The sequence below is a fragment of the Flavobacterium sp. 5 genome (assembly GCF_002813295.1).
GTDB lineage: Bacteria > Bacteroidota > Bacteroidia > Flavobacteriales > Flavobacteriaceae > Flavobacterium.
The window spans coordinates 4434042-4460589 of record NZ_PHUE01000001.1 but is presented as its reverse complement, the minus strand read 5'-3'; the positions used below and the strand labels follow the sequence as shown (position 1 = coordinate 4460589).

General features: G+C 31.7%; 25 protein-coding genes. 8 read left to right on the top strand and 17 right to left on the bottom strand.

Annotation, left to right across the window (positions count from 1 at the left end):
• Window positions 1-181: 181 nt before the first annotated feature.
• Window positions 182-1516, top strand: coding sequence for a DEAD/DEAH box helicase (locus CLU82_RS18690; RefSeq protein WP_100844523.1), 1335 nt, complete (start codon window positions 182-184; stop codon window positions 1514-1516).
• Between the two features lie 60 nt (window positions 1517-1576).
• Window positions 1577-2848 carry an NAD(P)/FAD-dependent oxidoreductase gene (locus CLU82_RS18685; RefSeq protein WP_100844522.1) on the top strand — a complete coding sequence of 424 codons (1272 nt, stop codon included), beginning with the start codon at window positions 1577-1579 and terminating at the stop codon, window positions 2846-2848.
• A 173-nt stretch (window positions 2849-3021) separates the two neighbouring features.
• On the opposite strand, the gene CLU82_RS18680 is transcribed toward CLU82_RS18685, so the two are convergent.
• The 3 genes from CLU82_RS18680 to CLU82_RS18670 all read right to left on the bottom strand — a co-directional run bounded on the left by CLU82_RS18680 (window position 3022) and on the right by CLU82_RS18670 (window position 6710).
• Window positions 3022-4329, bottom strand: coding sequence for a rhamnogalacturonan acetylesterase (locus CLU82_RS18680; RefSeq protein ID WP_100844521.1), 1308 nt, complete (start codon window positions 4327-4329; stop codon window positions 3022-3024).
• A gap of 261 nt (window positions 4330-4590) precedes the next feature.
• Window positions 4591-5820 (bottom strand): multidrug effflux MFS transporter, encoded by a 1230-nt coding sequence (locus CLU82_RS18675; protein ID WP_100844520.1) that lies wholly within the window; start codon window positions 5818-5820, stop codon window positions 4591-4593.
• Window positions 5821-6203: 383 nt separating this feature from the next.
• On the bottom strand, window positions 6204-6710 hold the full coding sequence (locus CLU82_RS18670; RefSeq protein ID WP_100844519.1) for a DUF2911 domain-containing protein: 507 nt from the start codon (window positions 6708-6710) through the stop codon (window positions 6204-6206).
• A gap of 172 nt (window positions 6711-6882) precedes the next feature.
• On the opposite strand from CLU82_RS18670, the gene CLU82_RS18665 reads away from it, so the two are divergent.
• The gene (locus CLU82_RS18665) at window positions 6883-8799 is read left to right on the top strand and encodes a DUF294 nucleotidyltransferase-like domain-containing protein (protein WP_100844518.1); all 1917 of its coding nucleotides are present in this window, start codon (window positions 6883-6885) and stop codon (window positions 8797-8799) included.
• A 2-nt stretch (window positions 8800-8801) separates the two neighbouring features.
• On the top strand, window positions 8802-9398 hold the full coding sequence (locus CLU82_RS18660; protein ID WP_100844517.1) for a 3'-5' exonuclease: 597 nt from the start codon (window positions 8802-8804) through the stop codon (window positions 9396-9398).
• Window positions 9399-9410: 12 nt separating this feature from the next.
• Here CLU82_RS18660 and CLU82_RS18655 read toward each other — a convergent pair whose 3' ends face one another.
• Genes CLU82_RS18655 through CLU82_RS18625 form a run of 7 tightly spaced genes read right to left on the bottom strand, consistent with a single transcriptional unit; the run spans window position 9411 to window position 14925 of the window.
• Window positions 9411-9896 carry a 4'-phosphopantetheinyl transferase superfamily protein gene (locus tag CLU82_RS18655; RefSeq protein ID WP_100844516.1) on the bottom strand — a complete coding sequence of 162 codons (486 nt, stop codon included), beginning with the start codon at window positions 9894-9896 and terminating at the stop codon, window positions 9411-9413.
• Complete coding sequence (locus CLU82_RS18650) at window positions 9893-10147, bottom strand: acyl carrier protein (RefSeq protein ID WP_100844515.1); 255 nt, start codon at window positions 10145-10147, stop codon at window positions 9893-9895. The genes CLU82_RS18655 and CLU82_RS18650 overlap by 4 nt, the downstream gene beginning before the upstream one ends.
• Before the next feature lie 42 nt (window positions 10148-10189).
• Window positions 10190-11464 (bottom strand): beta-ketoacyl synthase, encoded by a 1275-nt coding sequence (locus CLU82_RS18645; RefSeq protein ID WP_100844514.1) that lies wholly within the window; start codon window positions 11462-11464, stop codon window positions 10190-10192.
• Window positions 11465-11478: 14 nt separating this feature from the next.
• The gene (locus CLU82_RS18640) at window positions 11479-11898 is read right to left on the bottom strand and encodes a 3-hydroxyacyl-ACP dehydratase FabZ family protein (protein WP_100844513.1); all 420 of its coding nucleotides are present in this window, start codon (window positions 11896-11898) and stop codon (window positions 11479-11481) included.
• 44 nt (window positions 11899-11942) lie between these two features.
• Entirely contained in the window at window positions 11943-12995 is a 1053-nt protein-coding gene (locus CLU82_RS18635) for a type III polyketide synthase (RefSeq protein ID WP_100844512.1), read from the bottom strand.
• 47 nt (window positions 12996-13042) lie between these two features.
• Window positions 13043-13771: a methyltransferase domain-containing protein gene (locus tag CLU82_RS18630; RefSeq protein WP_369829040.1), complete on the bottom strand. Its 729-nt coding sequence runs from the start codon at window positions 13769-13771 to the stop codon at window positions 13043-13045.
• A gap of 20 nt (window positions 13772-13791) precedes the next feature.
• Window positions 13792-14925, bottom strand: coding sequence for an NAD(P)/FAD-dependent oxidoreductase (locus CLU82_RS18625; RefSeq protein ID WP_100844510.1), 1134 nt, complete (start codon window positions 14923-14925; stop codon window positions 13792-13794).
• Between the two features lie 175 nt (window positions 14926-15100).
• Here CLU82_RS18625 and dnaX point away from each other — a divergent pair, with 175 nt between their 5' ends.
• The 3 genes from dnaX (at window position 15101) to CLU82_RS18610 (ending at window position 17540) form a co-directional block, all read left to right on the top strand.
• A complete protein-coding gene (dnaX, locus tag CLU82_RS18620) occupies window positions 15101-16186 on the top strand; it encodes a DNA polymerase III subunit gamma/tau (RefSeq protein WP_100844509.1) in 1086 nt (361 codons plus the stop codon).
• A 227-nt stretch (window positions 16187-16413) separates the two neighbouring features.
• A complete protein-coding gene (locus tag CLU82_RS18615; protein ID WP_232735272.1) occupies window positions 16414-16866 on the top strand; it encodes a DNA polymerase III subunit gamma/tau in 453 nt (150 codons plus the stop codon).
• Between the two features lie 116 nt (window positions 16867-16982).
• Window positions 16983-17540, top strand: a complete 558-nt coding sequence (locus tag CLU82_RS18610) for a GPR1/FUN34/YaaH family transporter (RefSeq protein ID WP_100844508.1) — start codon at window positions 16983-16985, stop codon at window positions 17538-17540.
• Between the two features lie 80 nt (window positions 17541-17620).
• On the opposite strand, the gene CLU82_RS18605 is transcribed toward CLU82_RS18610, so the two are convergent.
• The 7 genes from CLU82_RS18605 to CLU82_RS18575 form a co-directional block, all read right to left on the bottom strand.
• Window positions 17621-18664 (bottom strand): o-succinylbenzoate synthase, encoded by a 1044-nt coding sequence (locus CLU82_RS18605; RefSeq protein WP_100844507.1) that lies wholly within the window; start codon window positions 18662-18664, stop codon window positions 17621-17623.
• A gap of 12 nt (window positions 18665-18676) precedes the next feature.
• The gene (locus CLU82_RS18600; RefSeq protein WP_100844506.1) at window positions 18677-19882 is read right to left on the bottom strand and encodes a tetratricopeptide repeat protein; all 1206 of its coding nucleotides are present in this window, start codon (window positions 19880-19882) and stop codon (window positions 18677-18679) included.
• A 201-nt stretch (window positions 19883-20083) separates the two neighbouring features.
• Complete coding sequence (locus tag CLU82_RS18595; RefSeq protein WP_100844505.1) at window positions 20084-20761, bottom strand: metal-dependent hydrolase; 678 nt, start codon at window positions 20759-20761, stop codon at window positions 20084-20086.
• 44 nt (window positions 20762-20805) lie between these two features.
• Window positions 20806-21768, bottom strand: coding sequence for a 1,4-dihydroxy-2-naphthoate octaprenyltransferase (gene menA / locus CLU82_RS18590; protein ID WP_100844504.1), 963 nt, complete (start codon window positions 21766-21768; stop codon window positions 20806-20808).
• Between the two features lie 60 nt (window positions 21769-21828).
• Window positions 21829-23358, bottom strand: a complete 1530-nt coding sequence (locus tag CLU82_RS18585) for a PH domain-containing protein (RefSeq protein ID WP_100844503.1) — start codon at window positions 23356-23358, stop codon at window positions 21829-21831.
• Window positions 23358-23873 carry a PH domain-containing protein gene (locus CLU82_RS18580; protein ID WP_100844502.1) on the bottom strand — a complete coding sequence of 172 codons (516 nt, stop codon included), beginning with the start codon at window positions 23871-23873 and terminating at the stop codon, window positions 23358-23360. Before CLU82_RS18580 ends, CLU82_RS18585 begins: the two co-directional genes overlap by 1 nt.
• A gap of 81 nt (window positions 23874-23954) precedes the next feature.
• Window positions 23955-24785, bottom strand: a complete 831-nt coding sequence (locus CLU82_RS18575) for a 1,4-dihydroxy-2-naphthoyl-CoA synthase (RefSeq protein ID WP_100844501.1) — start codon at window positions 24783-24785, stop codon at window positions 23955-23957.
• Window positions 24786-25273: 488 nt separating this feature from the next.
• Here CLU82_RS18575 and CLU82_RS18570 point away from each other — a divergent pair, with 488 nt between their 5' ends.
• Complete coding sequence (locus CLU82_RS18570) at window positions 25274-26548, top strand: porin (protein ID WP_100844500.1); 1275 nt, start codon at window positions 25274-25276, stop codon at window positions 26546-26548.

The following is a 26548-nucleotide window of genomic DNA, read 5'->3' as shown; positions in this document are numbered from 1 at the left end:
CGTACTAATTAGTACGTCTTTATAGTTTTTTGAAGTCAACACAATAATAAAAATTAGGAGCTAATCCCGCTATACGTTCCAATCTTTTCTTTTTTAAAGAAAAAAAGAAAAGGATTTCCACTACTATCGGGGCTAAAACACATTCCGCAATTCAACAACATTTACAATTAAAAACAAAAATATGTCAAATCAATTCTCAGATTTAGGAGTTTCAGCTCTTGTACTAAAAGCGATTACCGAAATGGGAATTGTAACCCCAACCGAAATTCAGCAAAAAACTATTCCTTTATTGTTAGCAAACAATACTGATGTCGTGGGACTTGCTAAAACCGGAACAGGTAAAACAGCAGCTTTTGGATTGCCTTTATTGCAATTAGTAGATACACAATCTCCAATCGTACAAGCTGTAATTCTAGTGCCTACACGAGAATTGGGACAACAAATTTTCAACAATCTGGAAAGTTTTGCAAAATACATTCCCGAAGTTTCAATAGCAGCAGTTTGCGGTGGAATTCCAATTAAACCACAAATCGAAAGATTAAATGAACCAACACACATTGTTGTTGCAACACCAGGTCGTTTGATTGATTTGTTGCAACGCAAAGCTATTAGCCTAAAAGAAACTAAATTTCTAGTTCTGGATGAAGCCGATGAAATGGTCTCTATTTTAAAAGAAGGCTTAGACGAAATCATCACCGAGTTACCAAAAACATACCGAACCTTCTTGTTTTCGGCAACAATGCCTGGAACCATCAAGCAATTAATTCAGAATTACTTAAATAAAAATGTAGTTCAGGTTAGTGCTAGTATGGAAACTGTGGGTAATCAAGGCATTGATCACAATTATATTGTAGTAGATCCAATAGAAAAACTTGATGTTTTGATGCATTTTCTTAATTCAAAAGAAGGAGAACGAGGTATTATCTTTTGTAAAACCAAAGCAGCCGTTAATAAATTAGCAAAGAATCTTGCTATCAATAGATTTTCATCAGGAGCATTGCATGGAAGTTTATCCCAAGGAATCCGTGACCGAATCATGGATCAATTTCGTGAAGGACATATCAATATTTTAGTAGCTACCGATTTAGCTGCAAGAGGAATTGATGTAAAGGAAATATCTTATGTAGTTAATTATCATTTACCTGATGTATACGAAGTATACGTACACAGAAGCGGTAGAACGGCTAGGGCAGGGGCAAAAGGGTTATCTTTAACTGTTTTACAGCCTGAAGAAGTTGCTGAAATTGCTGATTTTGAAAAAGAACTAGGAATTCAATTTACCAAATACAAAAAACCATCCGTGGCTAGTATTGAGGAGAATAATACACTTTTGTGGGCGAAACAAATCTTCAAAACTAAACCCAATCATGATGTTGATGCCGAATTGAAAACAAAAATAAAAACCATTTTTCATCATCTTACCAAAGACGAATTAATTGAAAAATTGTTAGCGAATTATATATTGCAAAACAAAACTGAACCTACAGAAAAGCCTGTTAAAAAATTCAAAAACTAAGGTTTTACTCCTGATTTAAATCGTACTTTTATAAATATAATCTTTTTATAAAAGTACGATATGCAAATAGTAATTATAGGCGGAGGCTTTGCTGGTATTAACTTAGCAAAAGAACTAGCAAACGAAAAAGGGATAGAAGTAACCCTTGTAGATAAAAACAATTACAATTTTTTCCCTCCACTCATCTATCAAGTAGCAACAGCCTTTTTAGAACCTTCAAGCATCAGTTATCCTTTCAGAAAGTTTTTTGCAGGCAAAAAAAATCTGCAATTTCGTTTGGGTGAATTACAAAAAGTGATTCCAGCCGAAAACAAAATTATCCTAAATAATGGGGAATTACAGTATGACCACTTAGTATTTGCAACGGGCGCAGAAACTAATTTTTTTGGTATGGAAAATGTCAAAAAAAATGCCATCCCAATGAAAACGCTTAATGATGCACTTGAGATGCGTAATGCTTTACTAAAAAATCTAGAAAAAGCAGCCATTTGCAAAGATATTCGCAAACGCAGAACACTCTTAACCATTGTCATTGCAGGTGGTGGTCCTACAGGAGTTGAAGTTTCCGGGATGTTTGCAGAGATGCGTAAAAACATTTTACTCAAAGAATATCCAGAACTCGATACATCTGCCAGTAATATTTATTTGGTTGATGGAGGCGATGCTTTGTTATCACCAATGAGTGAAGAATCACAAAAAGACACCTATGAAGCCTTATCAAAACTAGAAGTTGTTATAAAATTAAACACCCGAGTAGTTGATTATAAAGATGATACTGTTTTTTTTAATGATGGAAAAACTATTAAAACCAAAAACTTAATTTGGGCAGCAGGGGTTTCAGCTCGGGAATTTGAAGGAATTCCAAACGAAAGTTATGGTCGCGGCAAAAGAATGACAACAGATGCTTTCCAAAAAGTAACTTCTACCGAAAATATATATGCCATTGGTGATACTTCAATTCAATTTGATGATAAAAGTTTTCCTGAAGGACATCCTCAATTAGCACAAGTAGCAATTCAGCAAGGAGTTAATTTGGCTAAAAATTTCAAATTATTAGTGCAAAATAAGCCTTTACAACCTTTTAAATACAATGACAAAGGTTCTATGGCAATTATAGGAAAAAACAAGGCTGTTGTAGATTTACCTAAACCAAAAATGCATTTCAAAGGTTTTTTTGCATGGATGATTTGGTTATTTGTACACCTTATGTCATTAATCACATATCGCAACCGATTAAATACTTTTTATCATTGGATGATTGCGTATTTATCAAAAGATCAATCTTTAAGAATGATCATCAGACCTGAGAAGAGAGCAAAAGTCGATGCATAAAGCTAATAACTTTTTTATTCAATCTCTAATTGTAGATAAGAAGATACATATTTAAGAAATACAAAGTATAAAACAAACCTTGCTATAGATCCTTATTTAAGACGCTTTGAGAAGGTTTGTTTTGTATATTAATAGCTATAAGCAATTTTAAAAACTACTATAAATCTAAAATTTTATTCACCATCAGGTTTGGTAATTTCAAATCGGGCGCTCATCGGCAGAGTCCAATCACTTGGTTTGCTTGGGTTTTTAAAAATATAATAAGGAACTGTAGGTTTAATATTTTTAGCAAGATCCAAACCTGCATTTTTAATATTCTGTACTATGCATTTAGCCAATTCATTGGCACCAAAGCTATTAAGGTGGGCATTATCAGCCAAAGCATTTATTTGTCCAGGAAAGGTGTCGTCTGCATAATAAACGAATGCTTTTTTTGAAAGTTCATTACCCCAGCTTTGGTATAAAGAAGTTGTCATTTTAGTAACATCTATCAAAGGAACCTGCATCTCTTGAGCCACTTTTCGCATTGCATCTGGAAACTCGCCGTGAGTAGGCTTTAAAGTTCCATTAGAATTAAAATAACGTCTTTGCACCGGAGTTACTAATATTGGAGTACCTCCTTTATTTCTTGTTTTGGTAATAAAATCCTTTAGTAATGCTGTATACGCTCCCGAAGCTTCTTTTCCTTCACCTGTTGCTTTTTCATCATTGTGGCCAAACTCAATAAAAAGATAATCACCTGGTTCCATTAAGTATAAAATTTTATCTAATCGATATCCAGACATAAAAGAACGGAGCGTTAAACCGGAACAAGCATAATTGGCAACCACTACATCTGTAGTCAAATAATTTGGAAAAAACTGTGGCCAAGATGCCCAGGGTTCCAAATCATGTTCCATAACGGTAGAATCCCCAGCCATATAAATTGTTTTGATTTTTGAAATAGGAGTAATTTTGATGCCTTGAACAATTGATGTCCCCAAAAACTCCAAAGTTAATTTCTCATCCCAATTCAACCCCTTAATCTCAGCAGGTTTAAGATTAATGGTATTGGTTACATCAAATTTTCCGGTTCTGATATTGACCACAAAACGTGCAGTTTTAGTTTCTTTTGCCGCAGTTTTAATTTCTCGTAACATCAATCTTCTGGACTCTGTCTTTACAGTTGTAATTCCGCTGTTGTTGCCACCCAAAACGACCTCCACACTATAATTTCCTTCTGGAAGTTTTATCGAAAAATAGAACGGACTCTTAGCCGATATTGATCTTTCGTCAAATGTTACATTTTTATCGGATTGTAAATCAAATCCGTATCCAATAGCTTTAGTATAAGCAACAACTTTATTTATGAGTGTACCCGATTTTTTATCAGTATTATTACCAAAATTAAATTCTTTAATAGCTGCATTATCTTGGGCATTGGCACAGAAAAAGCGGGTTATGCATAGAAAAAATAAAAAGATGCTTTTAAAGTGTTTCATAATGTGTGTTTCTTAAAAAATTATTCAATATAAACTAGTTGCTAATGTACATTGATTGCTCTTATTTTTATCAAATTTGACACTCATTTTTTGTAATTCGTTGAAAAAATCAAGCAAACTATATGCAAGAATTTGGCAGGCAAGTAATTAAAAAAAAAACGAGAGATAGATTTGCACAAGCGAAAGCGAACTGATGAAGTAATCTATACCCGTAAAGTGAATCAATACTATGTCTAGTTTTGAAAAAATATTGATAAAAATTTAATGCCCCATCATAATTTCATCATCTCCGGAATTCAGAATTGTTTTCTTTATTTTTCTTTTACCAATATTCAAAATAATAAAAGCAATAATCGTGGTACAAGTCATAATGGCAACCATCGGAACCATAGAATTTTTCACAAAAATACCTACTGCAAAAGAAGCAAAAGCGCCAAGTCCCAATTGAGTAGCACCCATCAATGCTGAAGCACTTCCTGCATTTTTGGAAAAAGGAGCAAGAGTCAAAGCTGCTGTATTTGGGTTTGAAATACCTAAACATCCCAAAAACAAAAACAACATAATAATCGTGGTATACAAATCCAAAGAATCATTTATAGCCAAAATTAAAAAAATACTACTGAAAATTATTTGAGTAATTAATGATGCAAAAATCATCTGTTCGCTAGAAAAACGTCTTAAGAAAAGAGAATTAAGCTGACTGGCACCAATAAAACTTACAGACATAAAAGCAAAAATCCATCCATAAATTTGCGCATCAACTTTCAAGATGGTCATAAATAAAATTGGTGAAGCAGCTACATAAGTAAACAATCCTGAAAATGAGATTGCTCCAGTCAAAGCATATGTGTAAAACTGCGGTACTTTTATAATTGAGATAAAATTTTTAATTATTGGTCTTGGTCTTAAAGAAATTGTAGTATCTGGTTTACGAGTAATAGGCAATCCCATTTGAGAAGTAATAAGGACAAAAATTCCCATTCCCATTAGAATTAAAAATACAACGTGCCATCCGTAATAGCTTGTAACATAACCACCAATAGTCGGCGCAAGCATTGGTGAAAGCCCTAATACTAACATTAACTTAGAAAGCACATTTGGTATTTCCTTTACTGGAAATAAATCTCTAACCATCGCAACAGATGCCACTGTAGCAGCACAGCTTCCAACAGCCTGAATAAATCTAAGTCCAATGAACGTATTTATATCAGCTACAAAAACACAGGCCAAAGAAGCTAAAATATATACCAACAGACCAATAAACAAAGGTTTTTTTCTTCCAAAACGATCTAATAATGGTCCATATAATAACTGCCCAAATGAAATTCCAATAAAATAACTGGATAATGACATAGAAACATTGGTTACTGTAGTATTAAGATCTTGAGCAATTCCTGAAAATCCAGGTAAATACATATCAATTGAAAATGGCCCAAGTGCCGTCATGGATCCTAAAATCAGAATTAATTGAAAATATTTTGCTTTAGTCATTTTTAGAAAACCTTTTTATTTTTTTTTTGCAAAAGTAACTTTTAAAATTATGTTCTAAACTATTATACATTAATAGTTGTTTTTTCATTTGGCTTTTAAATTAATAAAATTTAGAATTAACTCAGTTATTAAAATATTAAACGGTTACAAATGGATAACAAACTAATAGCAGTTCTTCAGTCAAATTTAGATCAACATAAATGAACTATAATTTATATTATGTAAAATAGAATTTTATTAGAACATAATGTTTTCTTTAATCTGTTCGTATATCTTTAATTCAAAAAACACTACTTATCTCTTTATAAACCTTGCGTTTCAAAAATGTCAAAAAAAAATCATTGCCAAAACGACAATGATTTTTTAACTAACTAATTATTCAATTATTTTACTTTAAAACCAATATTCCAATTGTCCCAACTTAAAGTTACATCATTTGCATTTATGGCATAAACTAATTTTTCAACCTTTGAACTTGTTGTTTGTGGTTTTACTTTCACACGAAGCTGATCTTCTTTTTCATTATATTTATAAGCCCCCCATTGCTTGGCTTCTTTATTAAAAATAATGGTACTTTCTGTTTTATTAGGAATTATAAAAAAAGAATATTTACCTGCTGGTAATTTAGCGCCTTCAATTGTAAGGTCTTTGTCAGTTTCAAAAGTTGTTGCCTCATTCGCTCCAGCTCTCCAAACTTGGTCAAAAGGAACTAATTCTCCCCATATTTTTCTTTCTCTAACTGAAGGACTTCCGTAATTTATTTGAATTGTAGTACCATTGATTTTTCCAGTTGCTGTTTCTGGCGGGCTTTTTGGTTTTTCCTGTGCATTTACAAATGATATTGCAAAAAAAGTGCAAAATATTAGTAATGTGATTTTTAAAATTTTCATAGTTTCTTTGTTTATTTGCTATTAAAATTAAATATTTATAATTATTGCCATGTTATTTATTGGATATTTATGATAATTTTAACTAAGAATAAATAAATCAAATATAAATTATATCCTTTCGTTTTGATACCTATTTTTATTATTTTTACGTGCATTACTTTACAAACTAACTATGAATACAATTGCCGAAAATATAGCTGATTTTTTAAAGGTATACCCACCTTTTGATAACTTGACTTTTCAAGAATTGTCTGTAATAGCTACAAATATTAGAGTTTTAAATTTGGAGAAGAACGAAACTTTATTCCAAATAAATGACAAACTACACGATTGTTTCTATGTTGTGTCTTCTGGTACAATTCATTTATCTGTTATTGCTGATGCTGAAGAAACACTTTTAAATAAGTGTCATTCTGGTGATGTTTTCGGACTAAGACCTTTTTTTGCTAAAAATAATTACATGATGACTGCTAAATCTCGTGAAGAAAGTATTGTATATGCTATTCCTATTGCGACATTTAGACCTTTTGTAGCTAATAATCCAGATGTACTTAACTTTCTTTTAGAAAGCTTTGCTACAAATACTTGGAATCCAAAAGAAAAAGAAAATTTAAGAGGTAAATTAGCTACTGATAATGTATTTTACATTGACCAAAAGTCAGAAATGCAATATTTTCAGTCTTTAACCTATAATAGATCACCACTAATAGCAACGATTAATGATGTAGCAAAGGACATTGCATTTCTAATGACCGAAAATCTCTCGTCTAGTGTTGTGATTTGCGATAACCATTTACCTATTGGAATCGTTACTCATACTGATATGTGCTCCAAAATTGCTACGGGACAATTTCCATTAACAGTAACTATGAAAACTATTATGTCTTCGCCTGTAGTAACTGTTGTTGAAAATATTTCATTGGCTGAAGCGCAACTCATGATGTTGAAAAATAATGTAACTCACTTATGTGTTACTTTAGACGGAACAGATAAATCTGTTGTCAAAGGAATGATTTCCGAACATGATTTAATTATTGCACAGGCCAATAATCCAGGTGTTCTAATCAAAGAAATTAAAAGAGCATCTAATGCTAAAGAACTTAAAAATCTTAGAGAACGCTTAACTGAATTGATTCAAAATTCAATTCATAAAAATATACCACTTTCAAATATTTACAATATCGCGAGCGAAATAAATTCAGCTATTTTAAAACGCGCAGTCGAATTGTCAATATTAGACCTAGGTTCACCTCCTGCTCGATTTGTTTGGCTAAGCATTGGAAGCCAAGGAAGAAAAGAACAATTATTACTTACAGATCAAGATAGTATTTTAATCTTTGAAGATGTTTTACCGGACAAATACAGAGATGTAAGAGATTACTTTTTGAAATTAGGAAAAAAGACAACTGCAACACTAGAAAAAGTAGGTTATGAATTGTGTCCAAATGGACATATGGCAAGTAATATGCTTTGGTGTAAATCATTGACTGACTGGACTAAGCAATATGATAGCTGGATGAATACTCCAGGTGAAAATAGCAATGATCTGAGTAGTATTTTCTTTGATTTAGAACTCGTTTTTGGTGAGAAAAAAATATTTGAAGCTATCGAAAATGTAATTGAAAAAAATTTAGAGGACAATTCTTTGTTTTTTGATTTTCTAGGCAATGACGCCTTAAGAAAAAATTCGCCCCTTACTTTTTTTAAGAAATTTGCTGTAGAAGAAGAAGAACCACACAAAGACGAATTTGACATTAAAACAAAAGCTTTAATGCCATTAATTGATGGCGCTAGGTTATTTGCTTTACATTTTAACATCAAAGGATTAAACAATACCTATTTACGCTTTAAACAATTAGCAATTATTGATTCCAAAAATTCTGACACTTATCTTAATTGCGCGGAAGCATTTTTAACTTTATCAAAGTTTAGAGTAAATGAAGGGCTAAAAAACGAAAATGCAGGTCAATTCATTAATTTGAAAGAATTAACAAAATTAGACAAAGAAAAATTAAAGAATGCCTTAGCCCCAATGAAAGAACTCGAAGAGTTAATTAAAAGTAATTTCAAACTAACGCAATTTTCATAAACATGCTTGATTGGCTAAAAAACATAAACAAAGAACATCCAGAATTTTGGAAAACTTATCTTTCTAAGTTTGAGCAAAAATCAAAACGATACGTTGTATTTACAACTGAAACTTCTGGCTTAAATCCCGAAAGTGATGTCATATTATCAATTGGATCATTTGCAATAATTAACAACCGAATTCATATCGGAGATAATTTTGAATCTATTTTGCTTCAATACAAATTTTTTCATGACAACGGACTTTCAAATGAATTTATCCTTGAAAGTAAAATGAAAAAATTAAGTGAACCCGAAGCAATGCATGCCTTTATAGAATATATCGGAAATGCTATTTTAATAGGCCATCATGTTGATTTTGATGTTGACATGATTAATAATGCCTTGATAAGATTAGGATGTGGTCGATTAAAAAATGAAGCCTTAGATATTGATGTCATGTATCGAAAACTTGTAGATATAAATGACAAGCAGTTTTCACTAGACGAACTATCCGAAATTTTCAAACTACCAAAAAGTTATCGCAATTCCCCTTCGGAAGATGCTTACACTATTGCTCTATTATTTTTAAAGTTGAAAAAAAGATTAGGAATTAAATAATTTCAGATCGTTTTACAAGGAAATTATCTTTTGAAAACGTCCATGATGGGTTATAGAAACAGGTTGAATTGTATTTGTACTGTTATCTAAAATATTAGGTATTCCATTGGTCTTTTTTATATTTTCAGTTGTTACTAAAGATTTTATTTTAGTAAAAACTGCTATATCAGTAGCAGCTACAGAATAAACGTAAGCATCCGTGATTTGTGTTTGAGTATAGAAAACAAAATCATCTATAACAACTTTTCCGGAATTTCCATCATCATAATAACATTGTAATAACCATGGAAAATAACCTTTAATTCCTGTACATCGATTATAAATTTTATAAGCCGCTTCTTTTCTACTCCATAGATTCCAAACCATCAGTTCAGGATTAGAATCATTATGAATCAATATTTGTTCTTCAAAAGAAAAAATTTTTTCCAAAAAACCTTTCCTTTTCCAATTACTTTCTTTTCTAGCTAACCTAAGATCAACTATATCATTCCCAATCATTGTTTCAGTAATTCAGTTTCAATAATACCAATTGCCTCTTTTACATTGACCATTTGTTTCATTGACTCGTTATCAATTATGATGTCAAACTTTTCTTCAATATCTAATATCACATCAACAAGATTAGCCGAATTTATTTTTAAATCATTTATAAAATCTGTTTCTTCAGAAAGAGAATCTAAAGCTTCCTGATCTTGAACATAAGGCTTCACTATATTTTTCAACTGTTCTAATGCTTCTTCTCTATCCATAAAACTATATTTTTATACATTAACTATTTAATATTAAAGCTACTAAGATATATATTTTTTAAAAACAACACATCCATTTACATCTCCAAATCCAAAACTAGCTTTTAAAATAATATTTATTTCTGTTTCAATCAATTGAGTTGGAATTCTAGAAGAATCTACTATTGACTCAATTTCGGAATGCAAATCTTCACAATTCCGATTTGGAAAAACATATCCCTCATGCAATTGTAAAACAGTAGCAACACTCTCAATACTTCCAGCAGCCGACAAGCAATGTCCGACAGTCGATTTCAAGGAATTAATATATGGAAAATCAATTCCTTTTCGATTTAATGCCGCACTCCAATTTGAAATTTCCAAACCATCCTTAGCAGTTGCAGTAAGATGACCATTAATAGCATCAACTTCTTCACTCGAAATACCTGAATTTTTCATCGCATTTTGAATGCATCTTTGGACTGCTATAGGATTTGGAGCCGTTAATGTCCCTAAACCTCTTTGTCCTCCAGAGTTCAAAGCACCTCCTAACACTTCAGCATATATTCTTGCTCCACGTGCTAATGCCGTTTCCAAATCTTCCAAAACTAAAGCTCCAGCACCACTAGCCGGGACAAATCCCGAGGCACTAGCTGACATAGGCCTAGAAGCTATCTCTGGAAAATCATTGTGCTTGTAGGTACATACCCGCATCGCATCAAATCCTCCCCAAATATATGGTCCGGAATCACTTGTACTTCCAGCTAAAATACGTTTAGCTTGCCCTGATCGAATACGATCATACCCCATAATAATGCTTTCGGCACCAGTAGTACAGGCAGAAGAATTTGAAGATACCAAATTCCCTAATCCTAATTTACCTCCTAAATAAGCACTCACTCCACTATTCATTGTTTGAATTACTGAAGAGCTGCCTAAATTCCTAACTTTAAAATCATCAATTTTATAAATACTTTCCCTAAATTTATCAATTCCAGAGGTTCCAGATCCGAAAACAGTCCCGCTATCCCAATCTGGCTCATCGAAATGCTCTATTGATAGTCCAGCATCTTTCCAAGCATCAATTCCTGCTATAACACCATATAAAATACCAGAAGAATTAAAATTTTTAAGTTCTAATTCAGTAAAATACTGTAACGCTAATTCTGTAGAAACATTTGGCATTCCAGCTATTTGACATGAAAATTTTAATCTTTCCAATTCTTCAAAATACCTAATACCTGAAATTCCATTTTTTACCGCATGTTGAAACACATCAAGCCCTACCCCATTTGGAGCAACAACACCTAAACCCGTTACAACAACTCGATTTTTCATGTATTTAATTAGATTTAAACCATCATTCCCGAAATTATCCCATTACAAACTATTTCATCCTTTTCATTTTTCATACTTACTTTACACTTTAACTTTCCAAATCTGAAATAGATTTTTTCCGAAATCACAGTAACTTTCTCCTTAGGGAAAACTGCTTTTAAAAATTCAATATCGGTTGATGTTAAACAAATTGCAGTTTTTAAATTTATTTTTTCTTTTAACAAATAGATACCTAAACACACTAATCCAATTTGTGCCATAACTTCTATCAAAATAACTCCTGGTGTAACTGGATTGTCTTTAAAATGGCCTTTGTAGAAATCCAAATTCTCATCAAAAAAATATTCCCCCACTACTCCATCTTCACTAATTTCGATAATCTTATCAACAAACAAAAACGGCTTAGAATAAGGTAATTTTGATATTATATCCATTTATTAACCAATTTATTTTAGAAAAAAAAACTTTTACATACTATCTAGAACCCCAATAACACTCTTTGAGCCGAAAATCCAGGCCCAAAACTCAACATCAAGCCTTTTGATCCTTTTTGAGGTTTTTTATCCATAAATCGCTCTAAAACATACAATACAGTTGCGCTTGACATATTCCCATATAATTTTAAAACCTCTTTCGTGTCATCAATGTTTTTTCCATAATCAAAAAAGAGCTCTTCTACAATTTGTATAATTTTTTTTCCTCCTGGGTGAAAAATTAAATGATCAATATCCTTTATTTTTAAACTGTTTTTTTCCAAAAAAGGATGCACAATAGCTTCAAAATGAGAAGCGATAGTATTTGGTACTTCAATATCCAAAACCATTTGCAATCCAGAATTTGTAAGTTTAAACCCCATCATATCAATATTATCATAAAAATGATACATTTCTTCGTCAATAATTTCAACCCCCTCTTCCTCTTCAACCGAAGAAAGCAATACACATGCTGCTCCATCACCAAAAATAGCTGCACTTACAATGTTTGCCATTGAAAAATCATTCAATTGAAACGTAGCTGTAGGACTTTCTACAGCAATAACAGCGGCTTTTTTACCAGGGTTCGCTTTTAGGAAATTTTTCGCGTAGATAATTCCCGAAATTCCCGCTGCACAACCCATTTCTGTAACCGGCAATCTTACAATATCCTGTCTCAATTTCAAACTATTAATCAAATAGGCATCTAATGAAGGAATCATGATACCGGTACAACTTACAGTAATAATAAAATCTAACTCCTCTGATAACCACTCAGCTTTTTTTAACGCTTTATCTAATACTTTTTCTCCCAGAATAATTACTTCTCTACAGTAAATATCATTTTTATCCTCAAAAGAAGTATTTTCAAAAACAGCTATAGGATCCATTATAGAATACCGTTTATCAACTGCAGCACCTTCAAAAATTTTCTTTACTTTTCGAATAAAACGATCTTCTTGCCCTTCTAACCAAATATCCAAAAAAGGAAGAATCTCTTCAGTACTCCTTGAAAACTTAGGCAACTGCTTCGCAACACATTTTATTTTTACGTTCATTATTTTTTTGATAGTTACATTTTAAAATTAAAAAACTAAACCTAATTTTATTTCTCAATTATCCATTGATATCGGAAAGCCCATTTCCACTTAATGCTATATTTTTTAAATTTCAAATTTTCTGAAAACTCAAGCAATTCTCGTTTTTTAAATCCTCTTAAAATAGAAGTCAAGCCGTCTTTTCGAGACATTTCATTCAGACGAAACACAAAACAAATCACTTGAAACAATCGATAAGCTATAATACTTCGATGTAAATCATTGATAACTAATCCAAACTTAGAATTAGTATTAAATAAATTTAAAATTTCAACAATTTCTTTATTTTCAAAATGATGTAATGTTAAGGTAAACAATACTATATCGTATTTTAACTCACTAAAAGATTCACTAAAAACATCTTCACATCTATACTTTATATTTGAATAATTTTTAGACAAAACGTTCGCGTAATTCACAGTATACTTATTAGCATCAATTCCAACAAGTTCAAAATTCAAGTTATTTCGAACACCGAAATCAGCTAATTTCCGCAACATATCTCCATTACCACAACCAACATCCACAATCGTAATCAAATTCAAACTAGGAACTTTTTTTAATAATTTTTCAACTCCTTTTAAAGTCAACTTATTACCTCCCAATAACTGATTAATTTGTGCAATTTTATCCAATGATTCTTTCAAAACATCTCCTCCCAAATCAAAATCATCTATTATTTCAGGATCATCGGTTCTATATTTTGTTTTTATAAACATCTTGCTTTTATTAATCATAATTTAAAGATCAAAAAATACTAATCATTTACAACTATTAACTTACCATGAGTTCTCTTTATTATAATTGGTAATAACTTTGGGAATTTAATCATTATTTTCATCAAAAAAGCACTAGTTTTTTGTTTTTGTAATATAAATGTTAAAAAACGCCCCATTCTTAATCTTTTTTTAAAGTTCAGATTCCATTCCTTTATGTATCTCTTTTCCAATTGCTTTCTAGATTTTATTTCATTTTTATGTAATTTTTCTATCAGTTCAGAAACAATTTTAGCACTATGAATAGCCATAGCCATACCGTTTCCGCATAAAGGATGAATCAAACCAGCAGTATCACCAATCATCAAAATATGATTTTCTACCGTGTTTTTAGCATCAAATGATATTTGACTAATTGTTAGAGGAGTATCAAAAAGTAATTCACTAGTATCAAAAATTAATTTTAAATATGGATTCTTAACTACAACCTGATTTTGAAAATCTTCAATACTTTTATATTTTTTAAATGAATCATAACTAGCCAAATAACAAATATTTACAGCGTCATTCTCTACCTTTGAAACACCACAATACCCTCCTTTAAAATTGTGCAATCCTACTAATTCATTAGAATATTCACCTGAATAATGAGCTTTTACTGCCAACCAATACGATTTCTTAGTAATAAATTCACGTTTTAATTTTTGATCTATATTAGATCTCTTTCCGAAAGCACCAATTACAATTCCAGCTGTAATCGTTCTGTTATTCAAAGTAGAAATTGTAAAAAAATCATTTTTATAAACAATATCATCTACACTATCCTGTATGATTTCACAACCATTCTGAATTGCTTTTCTATAAAGGAAATCATCCAAAGCATAGCGACTAACCCCAAATCCGCCAAGAGGTAAATTACATTGAATTAATTCACCATCGGCAGTAGAAAAATCTAGCTTTGAAATTTGAGTAGGATTTAATTGAGAAATATCCAATGAAAGCCAATTTAAATAAGGTACAATTTCATTTGAAATATACTCTCCACAAACCTTATGCTTTGGATATTCATTTTTCTCAATTAAAATAACTTTAAGTCCAATTTTTGACAAATGTATTGCCGCCGTAAGTCCAGCTAATCCTCCTCCAACAATTACAATCCCTTTGATAATATTCATATTAAGACGATTTATAAAGTCATAACTACAAAGTACTGTGAAAATACACAAATGTTAGCAGAAAAACGAATTCACCATTTCTTTTTAGTAGAAATTAATAAGTGGAAAAATTAAAATTTTGTGACTTGTTTTTTGAATTTTCAAATCCTATATTTGCTTTCGAATAAAGAAAAGCATGGAACAATTTGTAGTATCGGCCCGTAAATATCGTCCCCAAACATTTAAAGATGTAGTGGGGCAAAAAGCGATTACCAATACCTTACTTAACGCTATTGAAAGCAATCACTTAGCTTCAGCTCTTTTATTCACTGGTCCACGTGGTGTAGGAAAAACAACTTGCGCACGTATTCTAGCTCGAAAAATAAATCAACCAGGTTATGATGATCCCAATGAAGATTTTGCATTTAATGTGTTCGAACTAGATGCTGCTTCAAACAATTCGGTAGATGATATTCGAAATTTAATCGATCAAGTACGTATTCCTCCACAAACAGGGCAATATAAAGTATATATCATTGACGAGGTACATATGTTATCTTCAGCGGCTTTTAATGCATTTTTAAAAACTTTAGAAGAACCGCCAAAACACGCCATTTTTATATTGGCAACCACTGAAAAACATAAAATTATTCCAACGATATTATCTCGTTGTCAAATATTTGATTTCAAAAGAATTACCGTAAAAGACGCTAAAGAACATCTAGCAGAAGTAGCTACTAGTCAAGGTGTTTTTTTTGAAGATGACGCTTTGCATATCATTGCCCAAAAAGCAGATGGCGCTATGCGAGATGCTTTATCAATTTTCGATAGAGTGGTTTCTTTTTGCGGAAACAACTTAACTCGTCAGGCCGTAACCGAAAATTTAAATGTTTTAGACTACGAAACCTACGTTACAATTACCGATTTACTTCTGGAAAATAAAATACCTGACTTATTAATCGCTTTCAATGATATCCTCGCCAAAGGTTTTGACGCACACCATTTTGTTTCTGGACTAGCTAGTCATTTTAGAGATTTATTAGTAAGCAAAACTCCTTCAACCCTTATTTTACTTGAAGTTGGCGAGCAAGCTCAAAAAATGTACGGTATTCAAGCCCAAAAATGTAGTCAAGATTTTTTATTAAAAGGCATCGAAATCGCCAACGATTGTGATTTAAAATACAAAGCAAGTCAAAATCAACGACTACTTGTTGAACTTTGCCTAATGCAACTAGCCTCTATCAATTATGATGGAGAAAAAAAAAAGTTGAACAATTTATAATCCCTCCTACTTATTTCAGAAAAACTGATTATTCAATAGTTGAAGTTTCTAAAAAAGAAAACACTATTATCAATGCCAACAGCAATAAAGAGGGCAATAATCAAAATACTGAATCAAAAGTCCTTACGCCTGAAACCGTAAAACCAATTGATGTTGCTGTAGAAAAACCACAAATTCAAAACAATACAACATCAAGCACAATAAACAACGAAGCAAAATTTTCTGCTTTGTCCCTTAGCAGTATTCGAGCAAAAAAAGCTTTAGAAGAAAACTTAAAAGGATTTGTAAAAGAAGACAATACTATACTTCCTACTGAATCATTTACAGAAACAGAAATGCTTTTGCAATGGACTAAATATGCTGAACGTCTTGGAAATAAAGGGTATAAAATAATGGAGTCCTTATTATTAATTAATGACCCAAAATTAAACAATACTAAAATTACTTTTGAATTACCTAACGAAGGATCTAAACTAGATTTCGAAAGCGAAATGATTGGTCTTTTAAGGCATTTACGAGGACATTTACATAATCACGACATAAATATTGAAGTCATTGTAAATGAAAGTATAGATATAAAAAGAAGCTTTACGGATCAAGATCGTTACAACCGTCTTTTAGAAATAAATCCAAACATTGAATTATTAAGAACCACTTTTGGTTTAGATTTAGACGCATAAATTACTTTCTTTTCTTTACATGAGCATTTAATATCATAAATTGTTATTTTTATACCAATTGATAACAAACTATAACGCTATATTAGATTTTTCTAACTATTAAAAAACTAAAAAAAATGGAGAACAAATTAGCTAATCCAGCGCCTTTAGGTCTTTTGGGTTTCGGGATGACTACAATTTTATTAAATATTCACAATTTGGGTTTTTTCCCTGTTAGTGCCGTAATTATTTCGATGGGAATTTTTTATGGTGGCCTAGCCCAAATAATCGCAGGAATACTATCTTATAAAAATGGAAAAACATTTGCTGGAACAGCTTTCACTTCTTATGGCTTCTTTTGGCTAACTTTGGTTGGTATTTGGCTTTTTCCAAATACCGGTTTTGAAATGGCAGGAACAACTCCAGCACCATTTTTTGGTTGTTATTTAACTCTTTGGGGAATTTTCACTGCTTTTATGTGGTGGGGAACTTGGGGAGGTAGTAAAGTGCAACAATTTGTATTTTTATCATTAACGATCTTGTTTTTCGTTTTAGCTATAGAAAAAATTACCGGTATTGAATCATTAGCTCCAGTTGCGGGAGCAATTGGTGTAATTTGCGGAAGCAGCGCCTTTTACTTAGCAGTAGCAGAACTCTTAGAAGAACAAAAAAACAAAAGAGTTTTACCATATTAACATTCTAAATTCAGGTTTCAATATATAAAAAAGGTTCAAAACACATTTGTTTTGAACCTTTTTTTCTTTTAAAGGAAGAACTAAAAAGTATCGATATCCAAATTCCAGTTTAATTCAGAACTATACCATAATTGTCCTTGAGAAACTCGCAAAGGACAATCGAAATTATTAGTATACAAAACCCCTGTTCCTAATCCTTGAGGCATCGAATTATTTAATAAAAAAGTCCATTGAGCAATCGCATTCAGTCCAATATTACTTTCCAAAGCGGATGTTATCCACCATCCTATATTATGTTTTTCAGCCAATAAAATCCATTCTTGAGTCCCTCTAAATCCTCCAACAAAACTAGGTTTCAAAATGATGTATTGCGGCTTGATTTTGAGCAATAAATTTTCTTTTTCTACAACTGTAAACACACCAATCAATTCCTCATCTAATGCAATCGGAAAAGGAGTCACTTTACACAACTCTGCCATACTGTCAGTGTTGTTTTTCTGTATTGGCTGCTCAATACTATGTAGTTTAAATTCAGACAATTGAATCAATTTAAATAAAGCTTCATTTGAATCAAAAGCACCATTAGCATCTACTCTGATTTCGATTTGTTCTGGTGCAAAATTTTGTCGAATAAATCGCAATAATTGCAGTTCTTTATCAAAATCTATAGCGCCAATTTTGAGTTTAATACAATTATAACCATCAGCTAATTTCTCTTCAATTTGTTGCTTCATAAAAGCCTCTTCTCCCATCCAAACTAATCCATTTATAACGATAGATTTGACCCCATTTGTAAAGTCAGAAGGAAAGAGTAAAAAGGGATTTTCACTATCCAAAGATTGGAACGCTATTTCAATTCCAAACTGTATTGATGGAAACTCTAATAAAGCTTCCCAAAGCTGATCTTTACCAAGATGAATATTAGTACAAGTCCATTGTAATTTTTCTTCATAATCGGAACGATCATCAATACTCAAGCCCCTCAAAATACCGCACTCTCCTATTCCTTTTTTACCGTTATGCTCCAAAACAATAAACCAGGTTTCTTTTTCTATCATGACGCCGCGAGAAGTCCCTGATGGGCGTTTGAAATTTAAAATATATTTATGATAGGCTGCTTTCATTGAATTGCGATACTATTCTTTAATCAATTTTAATACACGCTCAAAATCCTCATTCTGAATTCCCACTTTTTGGAATGCCTTAAAATCCTGTTCAGTTTTCTGAACCCAACTCAAATTATCCGTTACATTTTGATTTTGGTATTTTTTGTAAATCTTTTTGGCTTCTTTGTAGTTATCATTGAGTAAATACGCATGCGCTAAATTTAACTGAACTAATAGCTCGGTATTATCCAATTTTTCTGCATCCTGCAAGTATTTTAGTCCTTTACCATATTGCTTAGTTAAAAGATAACAGCTCCCGATAGTATTATAATCCAAAATTGTCGCTTTGTTACTATTGATAACTACTGCTAATTTTTCAATTGCAGCACCATATTTACCATTTTTAATCAAAAGCGATGCATCTTTACGTAAATCAGCAGAAAGGGCTGGAGAAGTGCTTATTTCCCCTAAACAAACATCACCTGCATCTTTATAAACTTTGGACTGCTCCATCATTAACAACTTTTGAAACTCTTGAAATTTGTATTTAGCTTGAATTTTATCCAACACACAAACACAAAAGCTATCCGAATTGTTCATTTTTTGAGCTAAATTCGAAGTTTTACATTGACTGATTATGTGTTTTCGGTTTTCTAATGTCCATCCACGGCTTAATTTTTTATCCACCCAAGGCACAACTTCCAATATGATTTTTTGATTCATGATCCAATTTTTGCTTTCAAAACCAAACCATAAAGAACCATTATCATTACTTAAACAACTAGATTTATCTACAGAAAGACGTTTTGCATCTTTACTAACAGGCTCAGATTGAATTAAACAAGACTCTAGAGTTTTTCCTGAATCTTGATATTGTGTTGCCAAATCTTGTTTGGAGAAGATAGCATAGGTACATTTATCGTCACCTGAGATTTTTGACAAAACAAAAACAGCACCTGCAGAACCTTGACTAATTCCGGTAGGATCAGGAATTGATTTTAAAACAGAAACCAAGCTACTAGCTAATTGCTGATTTTCATCCAAAAGGGTAATTCTATAAACAATTTCTGTTGTTCCAAGTGGTAAATCATCAATTTGTACAACAATACGATCTCTTGCAGAAACTTTTATTTCTTTGGTAGTTGATCGCTCTTTATCCCAATACCCATCTTGTTGTTGTGCGAATGTATTTATTACAAATAGAAATACTATAAATAAAAGAAGTTGTTTGGTCATTATAGGAAATTGATCTAGTTTAAAAACAAATGATTATGAAATTCGGAATACCTTGGCCCTGATTACTTTACTTGGATTTTATTTTCATAGGTGTTCAGTAAATTTCATTTGAAGTGGAAATCCTTTTCTATTTTTTCTTTAAAAATAGAAAAGATTGAAACGGATAGCAGGAAAAAGCTCCTTTCTCTTTTTTTTATGATATTACAATTCAATAAAACCACCAATTTCCAGCAACATCAAGTCTTTGCCTTTGTCGAAGAATTTCTTGATAGCTTCTTCGTGATTGATCTCAATGTACCCAAAAGTATCAAAATGATACCCCAGAACTTTATCACAATCCACAAAATCGGAAGCGATTATAGCATCATCAACATCCATGGTAAAATTATCTCCAATTGGTAAAATAGCCAAATCGAGCTTAGTTCGCATCGGAATCAGTTTCATATCCATCGTAAGTGCAGTATCACCAGCAATGTAGATATTTTTATGTTCTCCTTCGATTACAAAACCACCTGGATTCCCACCAGATGATCCATCTGGAAAAGTACTGGAGTGAATTGCGTTAACATATTTTACTTTTCCGAAATCGAAATTCCAGCTTCCACCGTGATTCATTGGATGGGATTGAAATCCTTTTTTACCATAATAAGCTGAAATTTCGGCATTGGAAACAATCACTGCATTGGTTCTTTTTGCAATATCTTCAACATCTAGTATATGATCCCCATGAGCATGAGTCAATAAAATAAAATCAGCTTTTAGGTCATTAATATCAATGTGGGCTGCTTTTGGATTTGCAGAAATATAAGGATCAACAAGTATATTTTTACCACTTACTTCAATTCCTAAAGAGGCATGACCGTAGAATGTTATTTTCATCTTTTTATAGTTTTAAAATTAAAAAAATAGAATTTGACACAAAATCATCTTCCTCCTAAGAAAACGTTCACAATAATATCTGAAATTAGTGAAATCATACAAATTGACAATAGTATTGAAAGCAAAAAGGTACTCAACGCTACTTTTTTCAATTCTGGATCAAGTAATTTTGGATCTTGATTTTTGGACACTGTGATTAAATGTTTCGTTAACGGAATATATGCTAATAAAAACAAATATTGATCAAAATGGAAATCACTCAATATTGCAAAAGCGACAACCGAAACCATTGCTCCTACAATTAGAAAATAATGATATTTTTTAGCATTTGCAGCTCCCATTTTTACTACAAGGGTATTTTTCCCTGATTTAGTATCAGAAGCTTGATCACGCATATTATTTAAATTCAGAACTCCAACACTTAGTAAACCTATTGCAACGGCTGGTAGAACAAGCACGAAATCCAATTGTTTTGAATACAAAAAATTGACTCCCAAAGTACTTACTAATCCAAAGAAAACAAAAACAAAAATATCTCCATATCCGCGATAACCATAGGCTGATTTCCCAACAGTATAGCGAATTGCAGAAATTATTGCCATTATACCCAATACCAGATAAAATAAAGAATACACGAGATTACTTTCTCCAAATGCAACATAAATCAAAAATATTGCCGAAGCCAAAGTTAATATTGAAGTAATCACTAAAGCACGTTTCATTGCTTGAGGTGTTATTACTCCACTTTGAATAGCGCGTTTTGGCCCTACTCTATCTTCATTATCGGTTCCTTTGATTCCGTCACCATAATCATTCGCAAAATTAGAGAGTACCTGTAATCCCAAAGTCGTTAATAATGCGAAAGCAAATACTTCCCAATTGAAAACCTCTGTTGGTGTAAGTACATTATCGGTAGGATTTGCCAATGCATACATGCTTCCGACAATTATTCCCGAAACGGATAATGGTAATGTTCTTAATCTTGCTGCTTCAATCCAGTGTTTCATTATATTATTTTGTTTGTTTTAATATTTAATAATCTCAATATCAGCTTTAATTTATAAATACTACATCCAATTGCTGTCAGAAGTTTCCATCCTATATAACCAAAGATTGATATATTGCTTTATAGCTGTAAAATTACCTAATTGAAAACTAATATTCCCTCCTGCAGTATGCAAAGTTAAAGAACCAATGTTGATATTTTTGTGCCAAAAGAGTTGAGATGTAGTAATCGCCTGAATTTTACTTGGTTTGATAATTTTATTAGTAATATCCCAAGCTCCACTTTGAAGAATTATAAAATCATCGTTAATATAAAGTCTATTATTTTTGAATAAATAGAACTGAATTACTCCAATAAAAAGAACAAAAAATAATACTAAATAATCTATCATTGGTATTTGTTCTATTATCAAGTCTCTGAGAAAATAATACCCCAACAACGGTACTCCAACAGTTAAAAAAACTGAAAATCCTAGTTTTCTAAAATTGGGTTTTAACATTACTCCTTTTTCAGGAATCTGTTGAAAAAGTAATTTTAAAATAGCCTCTTTTTCAAAATCATTACAGCCTGGAATTTCTATTGCTAATTTATGATCTTCCTTCTCACCTCCTGTTGCCTGTGATATTTTAAGCCCTAAAACATTCATTTTTTTCTGAAAATAGTTCTGAGTAATACTCGTAATTTGAACTTTTTCAGGTTTTAGAATAGTGCTTTTAGTATTTAACAATCCGTAAGAAAGCAATAAAGAACCATTTTGTTTTGCAATTTTGTAACCAAAATATTTAAAAATCGTTTTGACTAAATTGACAATGATAACTATTGAAAAGAAAATAATAAACAGTATCAAAACAGCAGTTAACATATGACTTTTGTCTACATAATTTTCTATTTTTTCATCATGCAGAATATCTCTTCCAGTGAATTGTTTGATATGATCGAAAAGTGTAAAAAAGAAAGCTAATAATAAAAAAAAGCTTTTCACATAATTGGAAGTAAATCCGATTTTCAATAAACTCAAAAAACTGATTTCTATAAATGGATCTTCAGCATCAAAAGTTTTTTTATTCAAAATTTCTGATGAATTATTAATCACATTATCAACATTTTTTAACTTTTTATTTTCGTTCTCTAATAAACGTGCTTTTAAGTCCAATGCCAATTCATGTGAAATGGCTTTGATACTTCCTTCTTTTTTATTTGAACCTGCGGTATCTACAACTAATTCATAAACACCAACTAATCTCTGCATTAAAGATTGATTAATATTTACTTGCTGAATTTTGTTAAGCTGTATAGCCGTTTTTGTTTTATTAAAAACACCTTCAGTAATAACAAACTCATCATTTTCTTGGTCGATATAAAACGTAAAGTTCAAATATCTAAAATAAGATGTAATTCCTACAAAAATTAAAATAGTTACAACACTTATAATTCCTATTAGTATATTAAGTTTATCAAATTCATTAAATTTCAAGATACAAATTACCAACAAAGGCCATAACGCTTTTGCATATCTCTGAAAAGAATAGATAAACATTACAAAAATCCCAACAATGGATTGCCTTTGAGGCTGGCTAAAATTGGATTCCATTATAGTTGTTTTTGAATTTTGCCCATCAACAATTGTTTGATGTTTTCGGCTTGTACTTTGGCTATTCCAGGAATCTGAATATCACTAGAACTACCTCCAGCTGTAAAAACCTCAATACTTGCCAAACCAAAAAACCTAGACAGCAATCCTTCATGTAAAGCTACATGTTGCACTCTGTTATAAGGTATTACAAGTGTATTTGTCGCAATTATTCCATGTCTAAATAAAACATCATGAGTACGAAATGCAAATCCTTTTTTCTTAAAACTTATTCTCGACATGAACACAACTAGCAGTAACAAAACAATATAAATAATACTTAGTTCAGTAATAAATAGAAAAAGTTCTTCATTAAAATACAATATAGTTCCAACACCTATTGCTATTACTACAAAAAACAAAGTTAATCCTGCTAAGATTACTTTCCAATAATCAGGATGGAGTAAAGAAAATTGAACTTCCTCAAATTTTGGAAGTAATGTGGTATCAATAGTTTCGTTTGTAAAATCTTCCATTTATAAGTTTTGTTTCAGGTTTAAAGTTTTAAATTATTGGTTCCAAACTTGAAATCAATAATTTTTAAATATTTAAACTTTTTATGGCAACCATTTCTTTTCAAAATTTGGCTTGCGCTTTTCAAGGAATGCATTCCTACCTTCTTTAGCCTCTTCTGTCATATATGCTAATCGGGTTGCTTCACCCGCAAATACTTGTTGTCCCACCATGCCATCATCAGTAAGATTCATTGCGAATTTCAGCATTTTGATAGCCATTGGCGATTTACCAAGAATCTCTTGTGCCCATTCATAAGCAGTATCTTCCAATTCATCATGAGGAATAACAGCATTAACCATCCCCATATCCATAGCTTCTTGGGCTGAATAATTCCTACCTAAAAAGAAAATTTCACGTGCTTTTTTCTGTCCCACCATTTTAGCAAGATAAGCAGAACCATACCCACCATCAAAGCTTGTAACATCAGCATCCGTTTGCTTAAAAATTGCATGTTCTTTACTAGCTAAAGTCATATCGCAAACTACATGCAGACTATGCCCTCCTCCAACTGCCCAACCTGGAACCACGGCAATAACAACTTTAGGCATAAAACGAATCAAACGTTGAACTTCAAGAATATTCAAACGATGTTGTCCATCATCCCCAACATATCCTTGATGCCCGCGAGCATTTTGGTCTCCTCCACTACAAAAAGAATACACTCCATCTTTTGAAGACGGCCCCTCTGCAGACAATAAAACTACACCAATTGAAGTATCCTCCTGTGCATCATAAAATGCCTGATATAATTCAGAAGTTGTTTTAGGTCTAAAAGCGTTGCGCACATCAGGTCTATTAAATGCGATTCTTGCTACACCATTACATTTTTTATAGGTTATATCTTCAAATTCTCTGGCAGTAATCCATTCCATTCTATGTATATTTAAATTATTTTAGTGTAAAAATAAGGCATTTTTTTTCATTTCTAAAGTAAAAATACTTTTAACAATTTTCACTTATCAGAAACCTTTCAGAATTTAAATCATTGACAACACAAAATAATAACCATACCCTATTTTAATAAAAAAATCTAGCTACAACTATCTGGACGAGACCGTATCCTAATAAAAAGATTAATCTACCTGTGCATATACGCCCTTTTATCAGGATACGGTCGGACTATACATGCTACTTCGGCAGCTTGCTTCTATCCCTCTCGCAATCGAGAACTCATATAACAGCAATATTTTAATTGACTCTTAATAAAATAAAAACTATTCCTATATTTACTTGAAATTCAACACCATTACCAGTTAAAAAAGATACACAAAGGTTTAAACCTCCAATAATATAATTTTAAAACACTATTACATTAAGAGCTAAAAAATTAAAGGCCTGTAGTAATTTAAATTCAGAAAAAATGATAAAAAGCTTTATTTTAAAAACTTCAATTTTCTTGTTTTTCTTTTTCTTCAGTAATAAAATTTTCTCACAGCATACTGATTTAGTTGATGACTCACAAACTCAAATTTTAGCTGATACAACTAAGAACTATTTAATTCCTGATGCAACTCACAAAGGAATGAGATGGACCAAATCACACAATAAATGGTTTACAACCAAACTAGGTTTTGCACCTATTTTAGATTACAATCTCAATATTCAGGACGAAGACAGTAAAAATCAAGTTGGTTCGCAAGAAAGTCGATTTGACATCAGAAGTGCAAGAGTTATGTTAAGCGGTAAAATAAATTTTAAAAATCCGTGGAAGTACTTAATAAGTGTTGAATACAAAGGTTTTGACAGAGCAGAAGACGATCCAAATTTTGGAATTACCGACTTAAAGTTTGTAATACCATTATCTGAAAACAGCGATATTACTGTTGGAAAAATAAAAGAAACTTTTGTTTATGAAATGGTAGGAGACGCTGCCAACTTACCTCATTTTGAAAGATTACTTAGTCCTTTTTTCAATAGCCGCAATATTGGGATTATTTATCATCACTTTTTCATGAATAACCGATTGACAGCTGCTGCCGGAGTTTTTAAAGATTTTATAGGGGATGATAAAAGTTTTTCATCTTCAAATACTACTTTTACCGCCAGAATTACAGGACTGCCCAAATGGCAAAATGAAGGAAAGGAATTTATGCACATGGGAGTTGGCGTGCGCTATGTTGATTCAAAAAATGACATTGTTCGATTAAAAGGTAAAAACGAATCAAATATAACCACAAGTTACGTTGATACAGGTGATATGGATGCTTCGCATCAATTAAACCTTAGTATGGAACAACTTTGGAGCTTAGATAACTTTTCTGTTTTAATGGAATATGTTCACAACTGGACAGCCACAAAAGACTTTGGAATGGAACAATTTAGCGGATATTATGTGACTGGAAGTTACGTTTTAAGCGGTGAGCAAAGACCATATGACCAAAAAGCAGCTTATGCCCGAAGAATAAAACCAACTGAAAAATATGGTGCATGGGAAATTTTTGTTCGTGTTGGAGAAAATGATCTAGAAACAAAAGAGGTTCATGGCGGTATAAACAATCGCTATAGTTTTGGACTGAACTGGTGGGCTACCCAATACTGGAAAGCCGGATTAGTTTATGGTATCAGTAATTTAGAAAAAGATGGCATAACCGGGATAACCAATAGTTTACAATTCAGAATTCAATGGATTTATTAA